Annotated in this window: 26 protein-coding genes; 18 read left to right on the forward strand and 8 right to left on the reverse strand. The window is 64.1% G+C overall.

Going from position 1 to position 23,133, the window contains the following annotated elements:
* Positions 1-236 precede the first annotated feature (236 nt).
* A complete protein-coding gene (locus YUU_RS0139210) occupies positions 237-1,436 on the forward strand; it encodes an adenylate/guanylate cyclase domain-containing protein (RefSeq protein WP_027527177.1) in 1,200 nt (399 codons plus the stop codon).
* 324 nt (positions 1,437-1,760) lie between these two features.
* Here YUU_RS0139210 and YUU_RS0139215 read toward each other — a convergent pair whose 3' ends face one another.
* From YUU_RS0139215 to YUU_RS0139250, 8 genes are all read right to left on the reverse strand, one after another.
* On the reverse strand, positions 1,761-2,591 hold the full coding sequence (locus YUU_RS0139215; protein WP_027527178.1) for an ABC transporter permease: 831 nt from the start codon (positions 2,589-2,591) through the stop codon (positions 1,761-1,763).
* Positions 2,588-3,850, reverse strand: a complete 1,263-nt coding sequence (locus YUU_RS0139220) for an ABC transporter permease (protein WP_027527179.1) — start codon at positions 3,848-3,850, stop codon at positions 2,588-2,590. Before YUU_RS0139220 ends, YUU_RS0139215 begins: the two co-directional genes overlap by 4 nt.
* Positions 3,851-3,872: 22 nt before the next feature.
* Positions 3,873-4,922 carry an ABC transporter substrate-binding protein gene (locus YUU_RS0139225; RefSeq protein WP_027527180.1) on the reverse strand — a complete coding sequence of 350 codons (1,050 nt, stop codon included), beginning with the start codon at positions 4,920-4,922 and terminating at the stop codon, positions 3,873-3,875.
* Between the two features lie 80 nt (positions 4,923-5,002).
* Positions 5,003-6,112: an ABC transporter ATP-binding protein gene (locus YUU_RS0139230; protein ID WP_027527181.1), complete on the reverse strand. Its 1,110-nt coding sequence runs from the start codon at positions 6,110-6,112 to the stop codon at positions 5,003-5,005.
* A 440-nt stretch (positions 6,113-6,552) separates the two neighbouring features.
* A complete protein-coding gene (locus YUU_RS0139235) occupies positions 6,553-7,179 on the reverse strand; it encodes a MarR family winged helix-turn-helix transcriptional regulator (protein ID WP_027527182.1) in 627 nt (208 codons plus the stop codon).
* Positions 7,180-7,891: 712 nt separating this feature from the next.
* Entirely contained in the window at positions 7,892-9,217 is a 1,326-nt protein-coding gene (fliI, locus tag YUU_RS0139240) for a flagellar protein export ATPase FliI (RefSeq protein ID WP_027527183.1), read from the reverse strand.
* Between the two features lie 21 nt (positions 9,218-9,238).
* Positions 9,239-9,967: a flagellar basal-body rod protein FlgF gene (gene flgF / locus YUU_RS0139245; RefSeq protein WP_027527184.1), complete on the reverse strand. Its 729-nt coding sequence runs from the start codon at positions 9,965-9,967 to the stop codon at positions 9,239-9,241.
* Positions 9,968-9,970: 3 nt separating this feature from the next.
* Entirely contained in the window at positions 9,971-10,771 is an 801-nt protein-coding gene (locus tag YUU_RS0139250; RefSeq protein ID WP_027527185.1) for a DUF1217 domain-containing protein, read from the reverse strand.
* Between the two features lie 141 nt (positions 10,772-10,912).
* On the opposite strand from YUU_RS0139250, the gene motA reads away from it, so the two are divergent.
* The 17 genes from motA to YUU_RS0139335 form a co-directional block, all read left to right on the forward strand.
* Positions 10,913-11,809, forward strand: coding sequence for a flagellar motor stator protein MotA (gene motA / locus YUU_RS0139255; RefSeq protein WP_027527186.1), 897 nt, complete (start codon positions 10,913-10,915; stop codon positions 11,807-11,809).
* Complete coding sequence (locus tag YUU_RS0139260; protein WP_027527187.1) at positions 11,806-12,747, forward strand: flagellar motor switch protein FliM; 942 nt, start codon at positions 11,806-11,808, stop codon at positions 12,745-12,747. The genes motA and YUU_RS0139260 overlap by 4 nt, the downstream gene beginning before the upstream one ends.
* On the forward strand, positions 12,728-13,042 hold the full coding sequence (locus YUU_RS0139265; protein ID WP_027527188.1) for a hypothetical protein: 315 nt from the start codon (positions 12,728-12,730) through the stop codon (positions 13,040-13,042). The genes YUU_RS0139260 and YUU_RS0139265 overlap by 20 nt, the downstream gene beginning before the upstream one ends.
* A gap of 107 nt (positions 13,043-13,149) precedes the next feature.
* Positions 13,150-13,545, forward strand: a complete 396-nt coding sequence (gene fliN / locus YUU_RS0139270; protein WP_027527189.1) for a flagellar motor switch protein FliN — start codon at positions 13,150-13,152, stop codon at positions 13,543-13,545.
* A gap of 2 nt (positions 13,546-13,547) precedes the next feature.
* On the forward strand, positions 13,548-14,591 hold the full coding sequence (locus YUU_RS0139275; protein ID WP_027527190.1) for a flagellar motor switch protein FliG: 1,044 nt from the start codon (positions 13,548-13,550) through the stop codon (positions 14,589-14,591).
* A gap of 12 nt (positions 14,592-14,603) precedes the next feature.
* On the forward strand, positions 14,604-15,689 hold the full coding sequence (gene flhB / locus YUU_RS0139280; protein WP_027527191.1) for a flagellar biosynthesis protein FlhB: 1,086 nt from the start codon (positions 14,604-14,606) through the stop codon (positions 15,687-15,689).
* A 74-nt stretch (positions 15,690-15,763) separates the two neighbouring features.
* Positions 15,764-16,144, forward strand: coding sequence for a flagellar basal body rod protein FlgB (gene flgB / locus YUU_RS0139285; RefSeq protein ID WP_027527192.1), 381 nt, complete (start codon positions 15,764-15,766; stop codon positions 16,142-16,144).
* 11 nt (positions 16,145-16,155) lie between these two features.
* Positions 16,156-16,572 carry a flagellar basal body rod protein FlgC gene (flgC, locus tag YUU_RS0139290; RefSeq protein WP_027527193.1) on the forward strand — a complete coding sequence of 139 codons (417 nt, stop codon included), beginning with the start codon at positions 16,156-16,158 and terminating at the stop codon, positions 16,570-16,572.
* Positions 16,573-16,574: 2 nt separating this feature from the next.
* A complete protein-coding gene (locus YUU_RS0139295) occupies positions 16,575-16,901 on the forward strand; it encodes a flagellar hook-basal body complex protein FliE (protein WP_027527194.1) in 327 nt (108 codons plus the stop codon).
* A 17-nt stretch (positions 16,902-16,918) separates the two neighbouring features.
* A complete protein-coding gene (gene flgG / locus YUU_RS0139300) occupies positions 16,919-17,710 on the forward strand; it encodes a flagellar basal-body rod protein FlgG (RefSeq protein WP_027527195.1) in 792 nt (263 codons plus the stop codon).
* A 13-nt stretch (positions 17,711-17,723) separates the two neighbouring features.
* A complete protein-coding gene (gene flgA, locus YUU_RS0139305) occupies positions 17,724-18,200 on the forward strand; it encodes a flagellar basal body P-ring formation chaperone FlgA (RefSeq protein WP_245288243.1) in 477 nt (158 codons plus the stop codon).
* Complete coding sequence (gene flgI, locus YUU_RS0139310; protein WP_027527197.1) at positions 18,197-19,327, forward strand: flagellar basal body P-ring protein FlgI; 1,131 nt, start codon at positions 18,197-18,199, stop codon at positions 19,325-19,327. The genes flgA and flgI overlap by 4 nt, the downstream gene beginning before the upstream one ends.
* A 67-nt stretch (positions 19,328-19,394) precedes the next feature.
* Positions 19,395-20,141, forward strand: coding sequence for a MotE family protein (locus tag YUU_RS0139315; RefSeq protein WP_027527198.1), 747 nt, complete (start codon positions 19,395-19,397; stop codon positions 20,139-20,141).
* Positions 20,141-20,836, forward strand: a complete 696-nt coding sequence (flgH, locus tag YUU_RS0139320) for a flagellar basal body L-ring protein FlgH (protein ID WP_027527199.1) — start codon at positions 20,141-20,143, stop codon at positions 20,834-20,836. The genes YUU_RS0139315 and flgH overlap by 1 nt, the downstream gene beginning before the upstream one ends.
* Before the next feature lie 42 nt (positions 20,837-20,878).
* The gene (locus tag YUU_RS0139325; RefSeq protein ID WP_027527200.1) at positions 20,879-21,322 is read left to right on the forward strand and encodes a flagellar basal body-associated FliL family protein; all 444 of its coding nucleotides are present in this window, start codon (positions 20,879-20,881) and stop codon (positions 21,320-21,322) included.
* Complete coding sequence (fliP, locus tag YUU_RS0139330) at positions 21,319-22,059, forward strand: flagellar type III secretion system pore protein FliP (RefSeq protein WP_027527201.1); 741 nt, start codon at positions 21,319-21,321, stop codon at positions 22,057-22,059. The genes YUU_RS0139325 and fliP overlap by 4 nt, the downstream gene beginning before the upstream one ends.
* 244 nt (positions 22,060-22,303) lie before the next feature.
* On the forward strand, positions 22,304-23,133 hold an 830-nt coding region (locus tag YUU_RS0139335), incomplete at its 3' end, for a flagellin (protein WP_035664628.1).

Here is a 23,133-nt window from a genome sequence, read left to right on the forward strand (position 1 = left end):
CGGAGATGACGGGACTGTGACCGTCCAAAGGTGGCGCGTCGATCCGGGACGCGGCGGGGAGTGCGTAGGATGGGTTGAGCACTTGCGAAACCCATCATGCTTCATCGCCGGACGACCGCGATGGGTTTCGCTTCGCTCTACCCATCCTACGGGGTGGCCGCCGCCATTGACGCCCCCCGCCCGAGACACGACATATCCTGCATCCCGACTCCGCACCCCCCGCCCCGGAGCAAGCCATGAACGCGCCGTCCAACGTCGATCCCGTCACCGCGCAGCCCGAGCGCGACGTCCTGCACTGGCTGACCAACGAGACCCGCGATCAGCGCTTCATCGACAACATCTTTGCCGAGATGTGCATCCGCCTCCAGCAGGCCGGCATTCCGGTCGCGCGGGCGACGCTTCATGTCGTGGTCAACCATCCGCAATGGCTGGGCGCGCGGATGATGTGGGCCGACGGGATGCGCGGGGCGGAGATTTCGCGGGTCGATTACGATGTCAGGGAAACATCCCAATATATCGGCAGTCCCGCCAACGAAATCCATGACGGCGCTACCGAGGTGCGCGAGCATCTCGAACGGGGCCCATCAGCGGGCCGCAAGCATGCCGTCTATGACGAGATGCGGGCGAAGGGCCTGACCGACTATGTGGCATGGCCGATGTACCATACGCTCGGCAAGCGGCACATCGTCACCTTCGCGACCGACCGTCCCGACGGCTTCGACGACGCGCATGTTGCCGCTCTCAAGAGACTGTTGCCGGTGCTGGCGCTGGTCAGCGAGATCCGGATCAAGAACCGCCTGGCGCGAACCCTGCTCGAGACCTATGTCGGCTCGCATGCCGGCGAACTCATCCTGGCCGGCGCCACAAGGCGCGGCAGCGGCACGACCGTGCACGCCGCGATCCTGATCTGCGACTTGCGCGATTTCACCCGCATCTCCGACAACTGGCCGCGCGATGACGTCATCGATCTCCTCAACGACTATTTTGACGCGATGTCCGAGCCGATCGTGCGGCATGGCGGGGAAATCCTGAAATTCATCGGCGACGGCCTGCTCGCCATCTTTCCGCTCAGCCAGCCCTCGGCCTGTGCAAACCTGCTGCGGGCCGTGAGTGAGGCCCGTCAGGCCATGGCGGTGCTGAACGAAAACAACAGCGTCACCGGCCGCGCGCCGCTGCATTACGGGATCGGTGCCCATGTCGGCGACGTCATGTACGGCAATATCGGCTCGCGCTCCCGGCTCGACTTCACCGTCATCGGCCCTGCCGTCAACATGGCCTCCCGTCTCGAGACGCTCACAAAACAGTTGGGGCGAACCGTGCTGCTTTCGCGCGCCTTCGCCGACCTCGTGAAGAACGAAGTCGAACTCGAACGCGTCGGCGAACACCCGGTGCGCGGCTTCAACGAGCCGGTCGAGGTGTTCGCGTATCACGGCTGAAGGTCGGTCTGCTGCGCGCTCCGTAGCCCGGATGGAGCACAACGTAATCCGGGGTTGACTCCATCGGCGTGTTTCCCGGATTTCGCTGCGCTTCATCCGGGCTACGATCGCCTCCGGCGCGGGGAGGTCGGATTGCGCCTGTTTCGTTGGGGTTCGCCAAAGCTTCTACCGATCCTACGAACCCCAATGATGGCATCATGCCCCTGATTTGCCCGACGTGTCAAATGATTTCGTAAAATCGGAAGCCATCGCGCCGTCCGCCACCGGCTACTTTGCATGGGGTTGTTTTCGATGTTTTGGTTTTGGCGACGCGGCTAGCGCGCCTCAGGCGCTGCTGCCCTTCAGCCGCTCGTTGCGCCGGCGCAGGCCTTCCATGGTGGCGAGCAGGATGACGGAGACGGTGGTCAGGATCACCGCCGCCGCCGTGATGGTCGGGCTGATGTTCTCGCGGATGCCGCTGAACATTTCGCGGGGCAGGGTGCGCTGCTCGGGGCCGGCCATGAACAGCACGATCACCACCTCGTCGAAGCTGGTGGCGAAGGCGAACAGCGCGCCTGATGCCAGACCCGGCAGGATCAGCGGCAGGATCACGCGGCGGAATGCGTAGAGCGGCGGCGCGCCGAGGGAGGCTGCGGCGCGCGCCAGGTTCATGTCAAAGCTTTGCAGCGTCGCGCCGACCGTGATCACCACGAACGGCGTTGCCAGCGCGGTGTGGGCCAGGATCAGGCCGAGATAGCTGCCGGTCAGCCCGATCGGCGCGAAGAAGAAGTAGAGGCCGACCGCAGTGATGACGCCGGGCACCACGACGGGCGACAGCACGATCGCCAGCACCAGCGGCTTGAACCGGCTCTTCCACTGTGCCAACCCCAGCGCGGCCAGCGTGCCGAGCACGACCGACAGCACCGTCGCGGCGACGCCGATGATCATGCTGTTCTTCAGCGACGTCATCCAGCGCGCCGAATGGATGAACTCATCGTACCAGCGCAAGGAAAGGCCGGGCAGCGGATAGGTGAGGTAGGCGCCGGAGCTGAAGGATAGCGGCATGATCGCGAGGATCGGCGCCATCAGGAAGATGAAGACCAGCGTGGCAATGATGATGGTCGCGCCCCACGCGATGCGCTGGCTGGTCGTGCGGAGGGAAGCATCGCCGCTCAATTCTTCATTCCTCCGGTGACCTGCTGCCCCTGCACCAGCCTTCCGTAGAGGACGCCGAGCAGCAGCGTTGCGACCAGCAGCAGCGCGCCCAAAGCCGAGGCAAGGCCCCAATTGGCGGTTTCGGTGGTGTAGAGGGCGATGAAGTAGCTCATCATCTGATCGGCGCCGCCGCCGACGAGTGCGGGCGTGATGTAGTAGCCGAGCGCCAGGATGAAGACGAGCAGGCTTCCCGCGGCGATGCCGGGCAGGGTCTGGGGCAGGTAGATCCGCAGGAAGGCGGTGAGCGGCGGCGCGCCGAGCGAGGCGGCGGCCCGCATATAGGCCGGCGAGATCGCCTTCATGCTGCTGTAGAGCGGCAGGATCATGAAGGGCAGCAGCACGTGGGTCATCGCCACATAGACGCCGAAGCGGTTGTAGATCAGCCGCATCGGCGCATCGATGATGCCGAGGAAGCGCAAGCTGTCGTTCACCACGCCATTGCTCTGCAACAGCACGATCCAGGCGCAGGTGCGCACCAGCAGCGACGTCCAGAACGGCAGCAGCACGAAGATCATCAGGAGATTCGATCTCCCGGCCGGCAGCGTTGCCAGGAGGTAGGCGACCGGGAAGCCCAGGATCAGGCACAGCACCGTGACACTGAAGCTGATGATGAAGGTGCGGACGAAGACGTCGCGGTAGATGGCCTGATCGGGCGGGGCGGCGACGATCGCGCCGTCCACGTTCCGCGTCAGGTCGAGCGCCGCCAGCAGGTAGAAGCCTGTCACCGGCCCGCTCGCGCCCTTGATCGCCGCCCAGGTGGTGCGTTCGCGCCATGCCGGATTGATCTTGCCCAGCGTCTCCTTCGCCGTGCCGGGCTCAGGCGGGGCCTTCAGATTGCGCGCCGTGCTGGTGAGGATGGTGCGGAAGCCGTTGACGGCGTAGTTGAGCCGCTTGGCCGCGATGGCGAGCGTCCCGGCGGCGCGCGCCGCCAGGATGTCGTCGGCCAGCGCAGCATAGGCCTTTTCGTCCGGGAGGTCCCTGCCGTCCCAGTCGGCCAGCGTCGCCACCGTGTGCGGCAGCACCTTGCGCACCTCCCAGTCATCGACGGCGTGCCAGAGCATGCCGGCGATTGGTCCTAAGAAGGTGAAGAGCAGGAATGCGAGAAGCGGCAGGACCAGCGCCAATGCCTTGACCTGGCGCGCCCGCTCCGCCCGTTTGAGGCGGCGCTTGAGCGGCACGTCGGTCGGCGCATCGGCGCTGGTCAGGAACGCTTCCGTCATCGCTTCAAGCCCTGCGGGCGCGTTATTTCGCGGTCCACTTGTTGAAGCGTTCGGTCAGGCGGTCGATGTTCTCGAGCCAGAATGCAACGTTGATCTCGACCGCATTCTTCATGTTGTCCGGCGCCGTCGGCAGATCCTTCAGAACGGCCGGCTGGATCAGCCCCGCGGCGTCCTTGTTCGAGGTGCCGTAGGCGATGTTCTCCGACAGCTTGGACTGGTTTTCGGCCTTGCCGGCGAAGTCGAGGAACTTGTAGGCGGTGTCCTTGTTCGGGCTGCCCTTCAGGATGACCCAGCTGTCGAGCGTATAGAGCGCGCCGTCCCACACCATGCCGAAGTTCTTCTTCTCGTTCTTGTTCGCGGTGTCGATGCGGCCGTTATAGACCGAGGTCATCGCCACTTCGCCCGAGGCGAGCAACTGCGGCGGCTGGGCGCCGGCCTTCCACCAGACGAGGTCGCCCTTGATGGTGTCGAGCTTCTTGAAGGCGCGATCGACGCCCTCGTCGGTGGCCAGCACCTTGTAGACGTCCGCCGGCGGGACGCCGTCGGCGATGAGGGCGATCTCCAGCGTGGTCTTCGGACCCTGGCGCAGGGCGCGCTTGCCCGGATATTTCTTGGTGTCGAAGAAGTCCGCCCAGCCCTTCGGCGCCTCCTTCAGCTTGTCCTTGTCGTAGCCGAGGACGAAGTCGTACAGGATGGCGCCGACGCCGCAGGGATTGACCGACGGCGGCAGATAGGCGGCCTCGCCGCCGATCTTGGTGTAGTCGATCTTCTCGAACAGGCCCTCATCGCAGCCGACCGCGAGTTCCTCGCTCTCGACCTGGACGACGTCCCAGGTCGCGGCGCCGCCCTGCACCTTGGCCCGCAGCACGCCGATGCCGCCGTCCCAGGACTCGTCGTTCATCGGGATGCCGGCCGCCTTCTTGAACGGTTCGAAGTAAACCTTCTTCTGGGCGTCCTGATATGCACCGCCCCACGATACGACGGTGAGATCGCGCGCCTGCGCGACTGTTGCCAGCGCGACGCCGGCGGTCAGCGTGGCGGCGAATCCGAGTGCCATCTTGAGTTTCATCATCGTCTTCGTTCCCTTCTTGTTGCGAGTTGCGTCCTGGAAGTGATGTGTCCCGGCCCGATCGCCTGGAGGAAGTGGTTCGATTACACCGGATCGAGGGCCAGGCAGTCTTCAGGGCGGAACGTGACGGACACGTTTTCACCCTGCCTCAAGCTGTGATGTTCGCCCGGCTGGAGCTTGACCATGAACTCCTCGTTGCCCGCGACCTCGAGCACGGCCAACGTGTGGTCGCCGAGATAGATGGTGCTCTGTACGGTGGCCGGCAGGCGGTTCGGTCCCTCGCTCGTCGCCCCGTCCATGATAATGGAGATCCGCTCCGGTCGCACCGACAGCGAAGTAGTGGCGCCACTGCTTGCCACGTTGACCGCCCGGGCCATTATGGTGCCGCCGGAGGCAAGCGCGACGCGGCAATATCCCTGCTCGATCGTCTCGACGGTGCCGGCCAGCACGTTGTTCTCACCGACGAAGTGAGCGACGAAGCTGTTCACGGGGTGCTCGTAGAGCGCGTCGGGCCGGTCGATCTGCTGCACGATGCCGTCGTTGAACACGGCGATGCGGTCCGACATGGTGAGCGCCTCGCTCTGGTCGTGCGTGACGTAGACGACGGTGATGCCCATCGTCTCGTGCAGTTGCTTGATCTCCAGCTGCATCTGCTCCCGCAGGCGCTTGTCCAGGGCGCCGAGCGGCTCGTCCATCAGCACGATCTGGGGATTGAAAACCAGCGCGCGGGCCAGCGCAACGCGCTGCTGCTGGCCACCGGACAATTGTCCCGGACGCCGCTGCGCCAGGGCCTCCATCTTGATCATGCGCAGCGCCGCGCGCACGCGCTCCTGTGCCTCGGCCTTGTTGACCTTGCGGACGGACAGCGGGAAGGCGACATTCTCCTCGATCGTCAGGTGCGGAAACAGCGCATAGTTCTGGAACACCATTCCGATGTCGCGCTTGTGCGGCGGCATGTTCTTGATCGGCCGGTCGGCGAGGTAAATCTCGCCATGGGTCGGGACCTCGAAGCCCGCCAGCATCATCAGCGTGGTCGTCTTGCCCGAGCCGGACGGGCCGAGCAAGGTGATGAACTCGCCCTTCCTGATGTCGAGGTCGAGGTTCTTCACCACGAGGTGCTCGCCGTCGTAGGTCTTCTGGATGCCGGAAAAGCGCACCAAGGCCGGCGCGGCTGCGATCATGGCGCCTTCCATGCTGTCCTCCCGTCTGCTGATGAGTACCGAGCCGGGACCATTATCAACCGGGATAGCGAGATGTGGCGTCAATCTTCCGGCGGTGTCCGGGTGCTGCGTCCAGGACGCGGTCGATCCGCGAGGCCAACGGGTAACGGCGAAGGTCGCACGCCGTCATCGAAACTTCATTGCCGCAGGCCATACGCAATACACTTTCTCCGCCAGGCGTGGTCGTCCGTGCCCTGAACGGAGCGCGGACGCTGTGTGGCGTTGGATCAGTCCCCTGATCCCGCTGCCCGCGCGCTTACGGCCGCAGGCCGGCAAGGCGCCGTCAGCTCCCCGTCCAAGGTCGGACGGGAAGCTTAGCATCCTGCGAGGAGAATACCAGCGGCGCAAAGCCGCCCGGGCTGCGCCTGCAATGACGCCGCCGTCGATCCGCCCAGCGCGAATACCGCAAAGGCTCACACGCTCGCGACGCGTATCCTGTCGGAAGGCTCGTCGGTCCTCAGCCGGTCGTTGGCGCGCTCGAAGCTCGCACAAAGGAGCTCGATCTCGTCGGGCGAAATCGGAGCACGATAGAGCCGGCAGGTATACTCCGTGCCGGCGCGCCCCTTGGGCGCGCTACGCTCGGCGAGAAACATGCAGTCCCGGCAGATGCTGGCGTTGAGGCGCTGATGTGTCGCGTCGAGATGATTGAGGATCTCTCTCAGGGAATCGCGCAGCCGGATGCGTTCCTCAGAGTCGAGTGCGGTCACGGCGTTCAGCACGGGATTGATCGGATCGTGCTGCGCGAGGCACTTTTCGCCCTGGGCGGTGACGCAAAGCACCACCGAGCGCTTGTCCTCGTGCGAAGGCTTGCGGATGATGTATGACTTGGTCTCGAGCGTCTTCACGATCTGCGAAGCCGTGGCCCTGGTCGCGCCGATGAAGCCCGCCAGTGCGGACGGTGTCCGCGAGAACCGGTTGGCGCGCCCGAGGAAGCGCAGCGCCATCCATTCCCGATCACGCAACCCGTGTCGGTCGCCTTCGAAATACCAGGCTCTCGCCGCCTGGATCAGCAGCTCGACTGCTTCGCGTGCCAGCGGCATGACCTACCCCGACCGTCGCGACGCGGGTCGCCGCGGATCGCGCCGTCGATGGCGTGTCTGATGTGGCAGTGTTGGACGGAAGTCGCTGTCGCCATCAGCGTCGGACGATGGCTCGAATTTGCTCAACCGAAGCCCCTGCATTCCAAGTCACTCAGCCCGCATTTCTTATCCAGCGCAAAAACGATGACTGACCTTGTCATGAAAAGCAAGTAGAGACGCTCTTGGATATACCTGCGTATAACCAAGTCTTGCGTCCCTGCGCGAGTTCTCCACAGTGTGCAACTTGAACCGGCGTGCCCACGGCACTCCAGCTGCGTGAATCACCTCATGCGCCAAACGATGAGCATGGATGGATGCGACAGTTGTGTGAAAACGAACAATGTTGTTCGCCGGTGAGGCAGCATGATGAGAGCCTATGCATGAGATGACGCCATGCACCCTCGTTTGACTGCTTGAGGCGTCACTTGACGGAATTCGGGAGGCGATATGCAACATTCCCGCGCAGGAATTGTATGCAAGCCGGCCTTACCATGCGCCGTCTCTGCCTGAGGCATGAGCGAATCCATCGGAGCGGCGCCGATCGAGTTCAACGAGCTATGCCCGCAGTGCACGGCGATTCTGGTCGCCGCGGTGTTGACGCTCCGCTTCCAAGATCGCGCGTGGGCACCGAGTCATGCGTTTGGCGCGAAGGCCCATTCGCCGCATGGCAGCGCTAGCCGGCCTTCAACACGTCTCTCAGCTCGCGAAACGCATCCGCGCTGGGCGGAGCCGAAGCATCCTGGCGCATCGCGCCGTAGATCTTCGGCACCATGTCGAGGGCATGATCGAGCCCCGGATCACGCCCTGATTGATATCCGCCCATCAGGCGAAGGTCGCGCGTGTCTTCATACTTGGCGATCATGGATCGGAGCTTGCTCACGAGCTCGCGCTCCTCGGGATCCCAGACGCAGTGCGCAAGGCGCGAGACTGAGGCGAGAATGTCCACGGCCGGGTAACGCGCCTGGTCGGCAATGTGCCGGCTGAGCACGATGTGTCCATCCAGCGTGCTGCGAATGGTGTCGGCAATCGGCTCGTTGTGATCATCGCCGTCGACCAGCACGGAGAAGATTCCAGTGATCGTGCCCGTGCCTTCCTCTCCGGGCCCGGCCCGCTCGAGCAGGCGCGGCAGATCGGTGAAGACGCTCGGTGCGTAGCCGCGCGCGACCGCAGGCTCGCCGGCAGCCAGCGCGACTTCACGGGAGGCGTGGGCAAACCGGGTGATCGAATCGACCACCAGCAGGACCGATTCGCCGCGATCGCGAAAATACTCGGCGATCGCCATCGCGGTCTTCGGCGCCAGCCGTCGCATCATCGGGCTCTCGTCGCCCGTCGACACGATCGTGATGGCGCGGTCGCGGCCGTGGCCGAGCACGTCCTCGACGAATTCACGCACCTCGCGGCCGCGTTCGCCCACCAGGGCCAGGACGACGGTGTCAAAACCGGTGCTGCGCGCCAGCATCGCGAGCAGCGTCGACTTGCCGACACCTGAGCCGGCAAAGATGCCAACGCGCTGGCCGGCGCAGATCGGCGCGAACAGATCGATCACGCGCACGCCGGTGCGCAGCGGCTTGTGGACACGCGCCCGCTTCATGGCCGAGGGCGCTTCCGCTTCGGCCGAGACCGCGCGCGATCCCGGAATCAGCGCGCCCATGCCGTCGAGCGGTGCGCCGAGCGCGTTGATGACGCGTCCTTTCCAGCTCGCATCGGGCGCAAGCGACAGCGGAGGCAATCGGAATGCGACCGAGCCGAGCCCGCCCGCGAATTGCCGGTCGAACGGCTTTGCGATGATGCCGTCGCCGTCGATGCGAACCACTTCCCCGATCTGGGACCGGCCACCCGACGTCACCCCGATGAGCTCGCCGAGCTTGACGAAACGGGACAGGCCGGACACGCGAAAATGCGTCGGCGCGATCTCCGAAATGGCGCCGCTGATGCTTGCAATGGGGGTGCTCTGCTGCAGCTCCTGCAGCGCCCACTCAATTTGCCGGAGAGCGTTCAAGGGAAGTCCTCAGAGGGAAGGCTATTTGGCGGGGTCGCCCAGGGTGCGAATCGCGTTCTGAAGCGAGCTTTCAGTGCCTTCGATGAGCGAATTGGTGCCGTCGAAGGCGCGCGACGCCGACATCAGCCGCGTCAGCTCGAGCATCGGATTGGCGCCGGATCCCTCGACATAGCCCTGCTTGAAGCCGTCCCGGCCGAAATCGGAGATCGCGGTCGCAGGCCGATCGGGGACGACGCCCGAATTGCCGTAGCGGTCGAGATTGGCGTCGGCAGGAATGTTGAATAGGCCGATGGTGCCGATCTCGTTTTTGTCCTGGGTGATCGTGCCGCTGCGCGAGATCGAGACTGGTCCGCCGTTCGGGTCGAGTGTGAGCTGCGCGCCGCCGCTATCGATGACGGGGAAGCCGCTCACGGTCTGAAGGTCGCCATTCGGCGCGATCTGGAGCCGGCCGTCGCGCGTATAGACCGTGCCGTTCGGGCCGGCGAAGGCGATCCAGCCCTGTCCCACCACGGCGACGTCGAGCGGGTTGCCGCTTTCGGTGACATTGCCGGCCGCGCGCGAGATGATGTTGTCGCCGGGCGAGGAGAAGGCGACGGGATTGGCGCCCGCCTTCGACAGCACCGTCTCGAATTTCACGACGTCGGTGCGAAAGCCGGATGTGTTGACGTTGGCGACGTTGTTGGCGATCGTCTGGAGGCGCTTTTCCAGCGCGACCTGCGCCGACAATCCCACATAAAGAGCCGATTGCATGACTTACTTTCCGAGCCGGATGGACTGAAGTTTCGAGAGCATGTCGGTATCCATGCTGGCAGTCGTCGACGCGCCGCCAATCAGGACCAGCGCGGGGTTGGTCGAGCTGCCGTTGCTGGCGTCGCTCGCGGCCTGTTTCGCATCCCACATCGCCGCGAAACGCTGCACGAATTTGGTGACCTTGGCCGGATCCTGGAAATCGGTGAGTTTGATCATCTTCGTCAGCATCGTGGCCTGGCTGTCGATGTCGGCCGAACTGACGGTCGCCGGGAGGCCGAGAGCCGTCTGCGCCACTTGCGTCAGCGCTTTGTCGGCGAGGATCTGGTAGGCATTCGTGATCGAGGAGGCCTTGCGTGTGAAATAGAGCGCCAGCCGCAGGCCCTCGTTCTGATCGCCAGCGTTTTGCTCCATCGTCTGCGTGGCGTACTGGGTGGCTGTGCCGGTCGTGGCCTGGGTGGTCTGGGTCGCCTGGCTGCCGAGCGCGGCGAAATTGAAAGCTGCGGCGAATTCCCGGTAGCGGGCGTCGGTGAGCTTGTTGGCGAAGGTCGTCGTGGTCGCGATACCCTCGGTCAGCACCTTCCGCATGAACGCCTTGGCGTAGATCATGTCGCTGAGGCCATAGGCCTTCATCGCGTAGGAGTAGAGGCGGTAGTTCTTCAGGAAGTCGTCGATAGTCTTCACCTTGCCGATATTGGCGAGGAAATAGTCGGTCTCGCGGCTGACATCCGGCTGCTTCGCGATGAGCGTCAGCGACTTGCCCATGTCCTTGGTTATTCTTGTGTAGTCCGCGATCGTGGATAGCATGACATGCGCCCCTTTGGCCGCCATTGCGACATCGTCCCAAGCTGCCGCGAATAGCTTGCGCGGGGCTGGCCAGGGGAAGCCAGCTTCGCGCAAGCGTCGCCGCATAGACATGGCCGACGGGATTGGCGATGGAGCGGCGCGTTGGGCAGTTTCGTGGGGATCATCATCACGGTGGCCGCCTTGCTCGGCGGATTTGCCGCCATGGGCGGGCATCTTGCCGTGCTCATGCAGCCGTGGGAATTCGTCATCATCTTCGGCACGGCGGCCGGCACCTTCATCGTCGCCAACCCCTGGAAGGTCGTCGCGGACACCGGGCTTGCGGCGGTTCAGGCCGTTACCGGGGCGGTGCCCGGGGAGCGCTACTATCTCGATCTCCTGGGCGCCCTTCACGCGCTGATGCGCGAGTTGCGGGGCAAGGGCCGCAACGAGGTCGAGGCGCATATCGACGATCCCTCATCCTCCGAGATCTTCAAGACGTTCCCGAGCGTGCTGGCGGATACCGCGCTGTTGCAGTTCATCTGCGACTACGTGCGCCTGATCATCATGGGTAACGCCCGCACGCACGAGATCGAAGCGCTGATGGACGAGGAGATCCATACCATCGTGAAGAGCAAGCTCACGCCCTACAATGCGCTCGTCGTGGTGTCGGAGGCGTTGCCGGCGCTTGGCATCGTTGCTGCGGTGCTTGGCGTCATCAAGGCCATGGGCGCGCTCGACCAGTCACCCAAGCTGCTCGGCGGCTTCATCGGTGCGGCGCTGGTCGGCACGTTTGCCGGCATCTTCCTCTCCTACGGCATCATCTCGCCGTTCGCCCTGAAGATAAAGATGACCCGCGAGAAGCGCTGTCGGCCCTACATCATCGTCAAGCAGACGCTGCTCGCCTTTATGAACGGTGCCATGCCGCAAATCGCGGTCGAGCACGGCCGCAAGATGATCGCCAGTACCGAGCGGCCGTCGATCGACGTGGTCGAGAACGAGACGATCGCTGGGCCGAAAGCCGTCGTGGCCGACGCCGAACCGAAGGCCGCCAGAGCATGATGATGGAAGGGATCGACGTCGAGCAGCAGAAGCGGCTGCCGAACTATCTGCTCGATGCGGCGGGCATATCCATCGACCGCATGCCGATGCTCAATGTGATCTTTGATCGCATGGCGGCATCCTGCACGGACAGTCTTCAGCCGATGGCGGGTACCCCCTGCTACTTTTCGGTCAACGACATCAGCAACGGCCGCGTCGGCGACATCGTCAAGGATTACGAAGGCAACGCGGTTGCCGCGGTCCTCTATGCCGAGCAATGGGACGCCCGGGTCCTCGTCATGCTCGATCGCGATTTCGTGTTTACGATGGTCGAGGCGCTGTTCGGCTCGGACGGCGCGGAGCCGCCGATCGATGTCGAGCGCGCCTTCTCGAACATCGAGCTGCGCGTAGTGCAGGTGCTGTTCGAGCGCTTCGCCAAGGCGCTCCAATCGGCTTTCGCCGCGACGTCCGATGTCACCTTCAAGCTCGAGCGGGTCGAGACCGCGATGGCCTCGCTTGCGATCGGGCGCAGCAGCAATATGTCGGTTTGCGCCAACATCATGCTCCAGGCGCTTTACCGCGGCGGGCAGATGTTCCTGATCATCCCGCATTCGGCGCTCAATCCGCTCAGGCAGAAGCTCGCCCATGTCGTCGTCTCGGACGGCCGTGCCGCCGATCCGAACTGGCGCGGGCAAATGGAGAGCGAGGTCCAGCGCACCGAGGTCACCTTGAACGCCGTGCTGGACGAGTGCGTGCTCTCCCTCGGAGAGGTCGCAAAGTTTCAGGTCGGGCAGGTCATCGAGCTCAACGCCACGCCGCGAACGCTCGCCAGGCTCGAGAACAACAACCAGGTGCTGTTCTGGTGTCAGATCGGCCAGCTCGATGGCTATTATGCCATGCAGGTAGCGGATCCCGTCGATCAGAAGCGGGAGTTTGTCGATGATATCCTATCTCGTTGATGCGGTTCTGCTCGTTGCGCTCGCCTTCACCAGCATGCGGGTGACCCGGATGCACCGTGAGCTGGCGCGGCTGCGCAGCTACCAGGGCGAATTCTCGACGATCGTGCAGGAGACGGCGGGCGCCTTCGATACCGTGATCAAGGCGGCCCACGACTCGACCGCCAATCTCGGTCGGCTGGCCAACGTGCTCAGCAGCAAGATCGATCAGGCTCACGAGGCAATCACGGCGCTGGACGCGCGGCGGTCGCAGGCTGTCGCGGGGACCAAGGGCGGCAGCGGTGCGGGTGAGCCGTAGGGCTGCGGCTCGCGGACGCCGGGGTCGTCACCCGGCGTCGGCGCGCAGGCAAGGGGATCGTTCCGGAGCAGAACTCCGGGAGGAGCGTTTTCAAGAGGCAAGACCAAATGGCGCAAACTTTCGATTATGAGTCATCTGCCACCCGGGCGGCGGCGTCCGGCGAGGCACAAATCGACGCCTCCCCGCTGGAGCGGCTGGCGGAGATCGCGGCGCGTACGGCCGAGGATTCCGGCAAGTTCGCCAATGTCGACGCGATCCTGCGCATTCCCGTCACCGTGCAGGTGGTGCTGGGCGCTGCGACCATGCCGGTGGCGAACCTCATGAAGCTCGGCCGCGGTGCGGTGGTCCCGCTCGATCACAGGGTCGGCGAACCCGTTGACGTCGTGGTCAACGGCCGTATCGTCGCGCGCGGCGAAGTCGTGGTCGTCGAAGAAGACAATTCGCGTTTCGGCGTGTCGCTCACGGAGATCGTGGGGCCGCTGGGCGGTCACGGTGAAGCCTGATCGTGGCGGAACCGATGGGCATCGCAGCTCCTCTCAAGCAGCGCGGTGTTGCTGCGCTGGGAGGAACAGAGAAAGTCGCGGCACTCCTGCTCGCGATGGGCCGGCAGGCTGCCGCAAGCGTCCTGCAGCAGTTCGAGCCGCAGGATATCCGCATCGTCACGAAGGCCGCGGCTGAGCTGCGCCCGATCACGGCGCAGGAGCTGGAAGGGATCGTCGAGGAATTCGCCCAGCAGTTTTCGATGGGCGCCAATATTCTCGGCACGCTCGGCGGCCTGGAGGCCGTGCTCGGCGACGTCCTGCCGGCCGAGCAGGTCTCCCAGATCATGTCGGACCTGCTCGGAAATTCCTCGAGATCGGTCTGGGATCGCGTGTCGTCCGTCTCGGAGAACTCGCTGGCGAGCTACCTGTCAAAGGAGCATCCGCAAACCGCTGCAGTGATCCTCTCCAAGGTCAAGCCAGCCTGTGCCGCCAAGGTCATGAGCCAGCTTCCCTCGAGCCTGCGCAACGAGCTGATGCGGCGGGTGCTGAGCCTCAAGCCGATCGTCGACGACGCGATCCGCATCGTCGAGAAGACGCTGCATGAGGACCTGACGCTGAACTTCGCCCGGAACCTCGGTGCCGACACCTATGCGCGGGTTGCCGACATCATCAACAAGATGGAGCGTGGTCACATCGAGGACATGCTGAAGAGCCTGTCGGAGAAGCGTCCGAAGTCGGCGGAGGTACTCAAGGAGCTGCTGTTCACGTTCGACGACGTGGTCAACCTCACGCCGAAGGCGCGCACCATGATCTTCGATCAGGTGCCGACCGACCGTATCGTCGTCGCCCTGAAGGGCACGGACAAGAATTTCCGCGAACTGATCCTGTCCTCCGTCGCCTCGCGCGTCAGGCGCGTCGTCGAGCACGAGCTGGCGATCGGCGAGCCGTCGAACCAGCGCGACGTGCTGGAGGCGCGGCGCGTCATCACCGACCTCGCGCTCGATCTGGCGGAGAAGGGCGAGATCGAGCTCAACCCCGACCAGGAGGATGAGCTGGTCTTTCGCTGACCGCTGAACAGCATGGCAGAGACATCCGATCAGGAGAGCAAAACAGAAGAGCCGACCGAGAAGAAGATCCGCGATGCCCTCGAGCAGGGCAGGATTCCGGTGTCTCGGGAGGCCTCCGTCTTCGCCTCGATGGCGGCACTGATGGTGATTCAGGCGTTCCAGATCGGGCAGGGCGTGCAGCAGCTCGTTCCGACCCTGAAAGCTCTGCTCGACGACCCCGACGGCTTTCGCCTGCGAACGGCCGCGGACGCGAAAGACCTCCTGTCGGTCGTCGGGCTGGAGGCGCTGCGCTTCCTGGTTCCGCCGGTCCTCATTCTCGCGGTGTTCGGGCTGGCAGCCTCGCTGCTCCAGAACGTGCCGCGGCTGGTGCTCGCCCGCATCCAGCCGGATTTTTCGCGGATATCGCCCGCGCAGGGCTGGAGCCGGATCTTCGGAACGCAAGGGCTCGTGGAATTCGCAAAATCGGTCTTCAAGCTCGTTTCGGTGGGCCTGGTTGTCGGCTTCGTGCTGCGATCCTCCGAGGCGAGGGCGTTCGAGGCGATGTACACCGATCCGGTGGCGTTGCCGGAGATGATCCTGACCATCGCCATGCGCATCGTTTCGGCGATCTGCATCGCGACCATCGTGCTGGTGGCGATCGACCTCGCCTGGGCACGCTTCCACTGGCGGCGCGAGTTGCGCATGACGAGGCAGGAGCTCAAGGATGAGCACAAGCAGGCCGAAGGCGACCCGCTGATCAAGGCGCGGCTGCGGTCGCTGGCGCGCGATCGCTCGCGCCAGCGAATGATCGCGGCTGCATCGCGCGCCTCGCTCGTGATCGCGAACCCGACGCACTTTGCGGTGGCGCTGCGCTATCAGCGCGACGAGAATCCGGCGCCGATGGTCCTCGCCAAGGGCATGGACGCGATCGCGCTCAAGATCCGCGCGGTGGCCGAAGAGAACAGGATTCCTGTGATCGAGAACAAGGCCCTGGCGCGCGCGCTCTACGAGGCGGTGCAGGTCGATCAGCTGATCCCGCCGGAATTCTTCCGGCCGGTCGCCGAGATCATCTATTTCCTGCAATCGCAGAAGGCGCCGCGAAGCGAAAAGGTTCAATGACGGGTCTTGCGACGAAAGCTTGAGAAAAGCTTAACTTCCTATGTTCGTCTGCATAGACGAGATCGGGAGCTGCCGTGGGACCGCTTTATCTGCTTGAACTTGCTTCCTCGCAAGCCCGATGGCTGGAGCTGCGCCAGTCGACGATCGCAGCGAACGTCGCCAACGTCAACACGCCCGGCTTCAGGGCGCGTGACGTCGAGCCGTTCAACAAGGTCCTCGATGCCACGCCGGTCAGGCTCGCGACGACATCGCCGTCGCACATGCAGTTGAGCGCGGCCGAGACCGACACGCGAACCAACGCCAAGAAAGACAGCTGGGACGTCGTGCACTCCGGCAACTCCGTCAGCCTGGAGCAGGAGATGCTCAAGAGCGGCGAGGTGAACCGCGACTATTCGATGAATGCCGCGATCGTGCGGTCGTTCCACCGGATGCTGCTGACCGGCGTGAAAGCCTGAGGTGACCTGACATGGTGGATTCCCTGCAGGCTTCGCTCGCGGTCGCAAGCTCCGGACTCGAGGCGCAGTCGACGCGGATGCGCATCGTCTCGGAAAACCTCGCGAATGCGAATTCGACGGGGCGCACCGCCGGTGCCGACCCGTATCAGCGCAAGACCGTGACCTTCGATGCGGAGATGGACCGCGCCGCGGGCGGCCAGCTCGTCAAAGTCAAGGAAGTTGGCGTCGATACCACTCCATACCGGGTCGAATACGAGCCGGGGCATCCGGCTGCCGACAAGGCCGGCTACGTCAAGCTGCCCAACGTCAACATGATGATCGAGATGGCCGACATGCGCGAGGTCAATCGATCCTATGAGGCCAACCTTCAGGTCGTGAAACAGGTGCGGTCGATGGTCGGTATGACTATCGATCTCCTAAGGAGCTGACGATGTTAGAGGCAATTGCGTCCACTGCCATCTCTGCGGGCCAGGCGGTGGCCCGCTCGATTGAAGCGCAGGTGACCGCGCCTGCGGCGGGCGCCGTTCAGTCGGGTGGGGATGTTGGCTTCGACTCCGTGATGAATCAGGTCACGACAGATGCGATCGGGACGCTCAAGGCCGGTGAGGCCGCGTCGATCTCGGCGATCCAGGGCAAGGAATCGACGCGGCGCGTCGTCGAGGCGCTGATGTCGGCGGAGCAGACGCTGCAAACGGCGGTCGCGGTTCGCGACAAGGTCGTGCAGGCCTACCAAGAAGTCGTTCGCATGTCGATCTGACCTGAAGGAATCAAGCTGTGAAATCGCTCGCCATCGCGGCCACCGGAATGAACGCGCAGCAGACCAATATCGAGGTCATTGCGAACAACATCGCCAACATCAACACGACGTCGTTCAAGCGGGCGCGTGCGGAATTCACCGACCTCTTCTACCAGATGGATCGCATGCAGGGCGTTCCGAATGCGACGGGCTCATCGCCGATCCCGGAGGGCGCCAATCTCGGTCTTGGCGTCAAGTCGGCGGCCATCCGCAAGCTGCACATCCAGGGCGCGCTCACGCAGACCGGCAATCCCTACGATTTGGCAATCAACGGCCGCGGCTGGTTTCAGGTGTTGGGCCCGAACAACGAGGTGCAATATACCCGCGCGGGCTCGTTCAACACCAATGCCAACGGCCAACTCGTCACAATGGACGGCTATTTGCTGGATCCTGCGATCACGGTGCCGCAGGGAACGGTCCAGGTCACGGTCAACCAGACCGGACAAGTGTTTGCCAAGCTGGACACGGAGGTGAACCCGCGCCAGATCGGCCAGCTCAACCTCGCGAACTTCGCCAACGAAGCTGGCCTCGAACCGCTGGGCAGCAATCTCTATCGCGAGACCACGGCTTCCGGCACGCCGGTCGTCGGTCTGCCGGGCGATTCCGGCTACGGCAAGATCAACCAGCAATATCTCGAGGCTTCGAACGTCGATCCCGTCAAGGAAATCACCGAGCTGATCTCCGCGCAGCGCGCCTATGAGATGAATGCCAAGGTCATCACGGCCTCGGATGAGATGGCCCAGACCGTGTCGAAGGGTCTTGGCCGCTAGTTCCGGTGTATCCATGTCGAACAGGCTCGGCCTGATCATGCGCGGGTTGGCCGCCGCGCTGCTGGTGCTCGCTTCTGCATCCCTGGCTGCGGCCGAGGATCGGCGACTTCCGGTGCCGGCCGTGTCGATACGCGCGGGCGAACTGATCCGCGAGGACATGATCACGGAGCGTGCCTTCGCGGCCAACCTTCTCGGCGTCGCCATGTTCATCGAAGGACGTCAGGTGCTGGTCGGACGCATGGCGCGGCGCACGCTGCTGCCGGGCCAGCCGATCCCGACCAATGCGGTCGAGGATCCCTGGACCGTCGCGCGCGGGGCTATGGTCAAGGTCGTGGTCGAAGACAGCGGCCTCTCGATCGTCACCTACGGCTCGGCCCTGCAATCGGGCGCGGCGGGCGCGCTCATTCCGGTGCGCAACACCGACACTGGTGTGGTCATCAGGGGTATCGTCCAGCCGGACGGCACCGTTAAGGTGATGGATGGATCATGATCAGGCTGCTGCTTGCGTTCATCCTCATCGCCTCCGCGACAAGCGCCCAGGCTGCCGTCCGTATCAAGGATATCGCTGATATCAAGGGACTGCGCGAAAACCAGATCGTCGGTTATGGCCTCGTCATTGGCCTCAACGGCACTGGCGACACGCTGCGCAACGCCCCGTTCACGGAACAGTCGCTCCAGTCGATGCTCGAGAACATGGGCATCAATGTCCGGAACGACACCACCAGCACGACCAACCCGACGCGACCGACCACGCTGCGCACGCGCAACGTCGCGGCGGTCATGGTCACCGCGGACCTGCCGCCGTCGATCTCGCCGGGCGAGCGCATGGACGTGACGGTGTCCTCGCTCGGAGACGCCACCTCGCTGCTCGGCGGCACCCTCGTGATGACGTCACTACGGGGGGCTGACGGCGCTGTCTACGCGGTGGCGCAAGGGGCCGTCACCGTTGCCGGGTACAGCGTGGGAGGCCAGGCGCAGAATGTCAGCCAGGGTACGCCGACCGCCGGTCGCATTCCGAACGGCGCGCTGATCGAGCGGGAGGTCCAGGGGAGCCTTCACGAGATGGAGTTCCTCGTGCTCGAGCTGAAGAACCCCGATTTCGTCACTGCAACGCGAATTCTCGATGCCATCAACCGCTATGCCGGCGGCCGCTACCGGGCGCAGATCGCCTTCGAGCGCGACTACCGGACCATCGTGCTGTCGAAGCCGAGCTATGCCGGCCCGGTCCGCTTTCTTGCCGAGATCGGCGAATTGACCGTCGAGCCGGATACGCCCGCACGGGTGGTGATCAACGAGCGTACCGGCACGGTGGTGATTGGGCGCGACGTGCGGATTTCGACTGTCGCGGTGACGCACGGCAATCTGTCGGTTCGCATAACGGAGCTTCCCGTCGTGTCGCAGCCCGCGCCGTTCTCGCGGGGGCAGACCGTGGTCGTTCCGCAGACCATGGTCGAGGCCAACGAGCCCGGGGCCCAGGTTGCGATCCTCAGCGGCGTCGATTTGCAGCGGCTGGTGCGCGGTCTCAACCAGATCGGCCTGAAGCCGTCCGGAATTATCGCGATCCTCCAGGCGATCAAGACGGCGGGCGCGCTCCAGGCCGATGTGATCGTCCAATGACGCGCAAGCGCCATGCAAGCCTGATCGCGCATGTCTGTCGTCTCGATCGCGATTCGCGTACGGCCCGATGCTGAAGCTGGATTACAAAACGCATCTCTTCTGCTTGATCGCGGTGTCGGTGCTGGCGAGCGCATCGCCGGCTGCGGCGCTGGACGAGCCGAAGCCGTCAAAGCCGCTCAATCTGCTCTCCTTCGCGCGAGCGCGCGCGGCTGGTCCGCAGAAGCCTCGCGCGCCGATCACGCCGCCTCCTAATGACACGAATTCGGTGAGGGCGACGGCCTGGGCTGCGGAAGATGCCGCACCCCTGACCACCGGCGCGGTGCCGGCTCCCGAGACGCCGCCTGTCACGCGCCCGCCCAAGACGGGCAGCGTAGCGCCGAAGCCCGCGCCACCCGTTGCGGCTGCGGCGCCCGAGAATGACGTTGCGCAGTTCTGCAGCAGCGTCGCAGACCCCGCCGTCGACGCGCGGCTGGCCTGGCAGTTGAAGGAGCTGGAGAAGGCGGAAAATCTGCTGCGCGAGCGGATCGCGGAGGTCGAGGCCAAGCGGACCGAATACGAGAAATGGATGGCGCTTCGCGACGAGTTCCTGAAGAAGGCCGAAGCGAGCGTGGTCGAGATTTATTCGCGCATGAAGCCGGAATCTGCCGCGACCCAGATCGCCAGCATGACGGACGAGACCGCCGCGGCCGTGCTCGCCAAGCTGAGCCCCAGGAGCTCGAGCGCGATCTTCAATGAAATGGATACGGCCCGCGCGGCGCATCTGGCCGATCTGCTCGGCGGAATGCGTCGCGTGGACGACGGAAAGACCAAGTAATGAAGAAGCCGATGCTCATCCTGTCGCTCGTGTTCCTGAGCGGTTGCGCCCAGGACCCGTCTGAGATCCTGCATGGGCCGCAATTGTCTCCCGTGGGCGACGGCCTGAGGACGCAGGCATATCCGATCCCGGTGACGCCCCGCGTCCGCACCCCGGTCAGCTACCGTTCGACCTGGGACGACGGCACCGATCTCTACCGCGACCCCCGCGCGCGGCGCGTCGGTGACGTCGTGACGGTGATCATCTCGATGCAGGACAAGGCGAAGCTCGACAACAAGACCGATCGCTCGCGCGACTCTCAGATCAAGTTCGGCCTCGACTGGTTGATGGACGTTGCGGGATGGAAGGACAAGGGCCAGGCAGGCGCCAACCTCTCCACCAATACCCAGATCAAGGGCAACGGCCAGATCGACCGCGCAGAAGACATCCAGCTGTCGGTTGCCGCGATCGTGACCGACGTGCTGCCGAACGGCAACATCATGATCAGCGGATCGCAGGAATTTCGTGTCAACACGGAGATGCGCGTGCTCAACGTCGGGGGCATCGTGCGTCCGCGGGACATTTCGCGGGGAAACACGATCTCTTATGAGAAGATCGCCGAGGCACGCGTGTCCTATGGCGGTCGCGGAAATCTGTCTGACGTGCAGCAGCCAGGATGGGGGCATCGGGTCTATGACACCGTGGCGCCGTTCTGAGGCCGAGGCCAATCGGGTCGCGTTGCGACGACAGGGGCCGCCATGCGCCTGATCGCGGCCATCGTGATCCTGACGCTGCTTGCGGTCGGCGCCGGCGCCGTCACGGGCTATCACCTGCTGGTGACGGCCGAGCGCGTCGTCGATGCCAGGAAGAACGTCACCCCGCCGCCCGTTGCGTCGACCTACACAGGGACGGCACGGTTGCGGAAGCTGTCGCCGGTCGTCACCAATCTTGCGGCGCCCGCCAACAATTGGGCCCGCGTCGAAGCCTCCATGGTCACCGACAGCATGAACGACGAGGAGGCGGGCATACTGGCCGCCCACATCAGCGAGGACATCGTCGCCTATCTCAGGTCGGCGACGGCTGCCCAGTTCGAAGGCGCGCGCGGGCTTCAGCATCTGCGGGATGACTTGTCCGAGCGCGCCAATGTCCGCTCCTCGGGCAAGGTCCGCGAATTGATTATCGAGACGTTGGTGATCCAGTGAGAACGAGAGTCCTGCTGCTTGCGTTGCTGCTAACCCTGCTGCCCGAGGTGGCACTCGCCCAAATTCCGGACCTCAACTCGCTGCTGCCGCCTGGAAACGGCTCGACCAGCGGCCGCATCATCCAGCTGATGGCGCTGATCACGGTGCTGTCGGTGGCGCCCGGTCTGCTCATCATGGTGACGAGCTTCACGCGATTTGCGGTGGCGCTGTCGTTCCTGCGCTCCGGTCTCGGCCTTCAGACCACGCCGGCCAACCTTGTCCTGATCAGCCTCGCGCTATTTATGACCTTCTACGTGATGGCGCCGACGTTCGATCGCGCCTGGGAGACCGGCGTCCAGCCGCTGATGAAGAACGAGATCTCGGAGGAAGAGGCCTATCTGAAGATCACCGATCCGTTCCGCGAGTTCATGCTGGCCCATGTCCGCGACAAGGATCTCCAGACCTTCGAGTCGCTCGCCGCGGAAAGCTTTCGCAGGAAGTTCGACGATAAGCGCATCGACCTGCGCGTCATCATCCCGGCCTTCATGATCTCCGAGCTCAGGCGTTCGTTCGAGATCGGATTCCTCATCATGCTGCCGTTCCTGGTCATCGACATGATCGTGGCGACGCTGACGATGTCGATGGGCATGATGATGATGCCGCCCACAGTGATCGCGCTGCCCTTCAAGATGCTGTTTTTCGTGCTGATCGACGGCTGGAACCTGCTCGCCTCCGGACTGGTGCGGTCGTTCTCGTAAGAGCCGCGATCGTCGGCCTACCGGCTGGTTATGGTTAGTGAAAAGTAATATTAACCATATGATATTGCTACGAAATTCAAGCTGCCCTTAATCTGGAAGCAAGATTCGACGTGCTAGCAATGCGTCACGGCGGGTTGGACCCCACCCACATCAGTCCAAAGGCATGATGCCGCCCCTCCGTACCGGTGAAAGCCCGGTATGTCCCCTGATGAAAATGTAACGCGTACATAAAGGGACATTCGCAATGTCGAGCCTGCTTACGAACTCTTCCGCCATGACCGCGCTCCAGACCCTGCGGTCTGTGAGCTCGCAACTCTCTACCACGCAGACCCGGATCTCCACCGGCCAGCGCGTGGCCACCGCTTCGGACAACGCCGCCTACTGGTCGATCGCGACTTCGATGCGTGCCGACAACGCTGCGCTCTCGGCCGTCTCCGACTCGCTCGGTCTGTCGGCCGCGACCGTCGATACCGAATATACCGCTCTGAACTCGGTCATCGGCGACAGCAACTCCGGCCTGACCAAGCTCCAGTCGCTGCTGGTCGAAGCCAAGACCGCCGGTATTGACCGCACCAAGATCCAGGCGGACATCACCCAGATCCAGCAGCAGATGCAGAGCACCGCCAATGCGGCGACCTTCAACGGAATTAACTGGCTGAGCATCAACACGGGCAGCGGATCCACGGCCACGCCGGCGACCTTCAACCTCGTGTCGTCTTACTCTCGTGTCGGCAACACGCCCACCACCGGTTCCATCACCGTGACGACCGCCAACTACGCGCTCTTCACCACCGGCGGCGCAAGTCCGACCGGCATTCTCGACGCGCAGACCTCGAGTGTGTCGGTCGCCAACATGACCATCGGCACGCTGACCGATGCGGCGACCGACCAGGCCACGCTCGATGGCTACATCGCGCAGGTCACCGCTGCGATCAACTCGGTGGCCTCGGCCGCCGCCAATCTCGGTGCCGTCAAGAACCGCATCTCGACCAACACGGACTTCGTGAAGTCGCTGATGGACTCCGTGGATCGCGGTGTCGGCCAGCTCGTCGACGCCGACATGAACGCGGAATC

The organism is Bradyrhizobium sp. Ec3.3, from assembly GCF_000472925.1.
Taxonomy (GTDB): Bacteria; Pseudomonadota; Alphaproteobacteria; order Rhizobiales; family Xanthobacteraceae; genus Bradyrhizobium.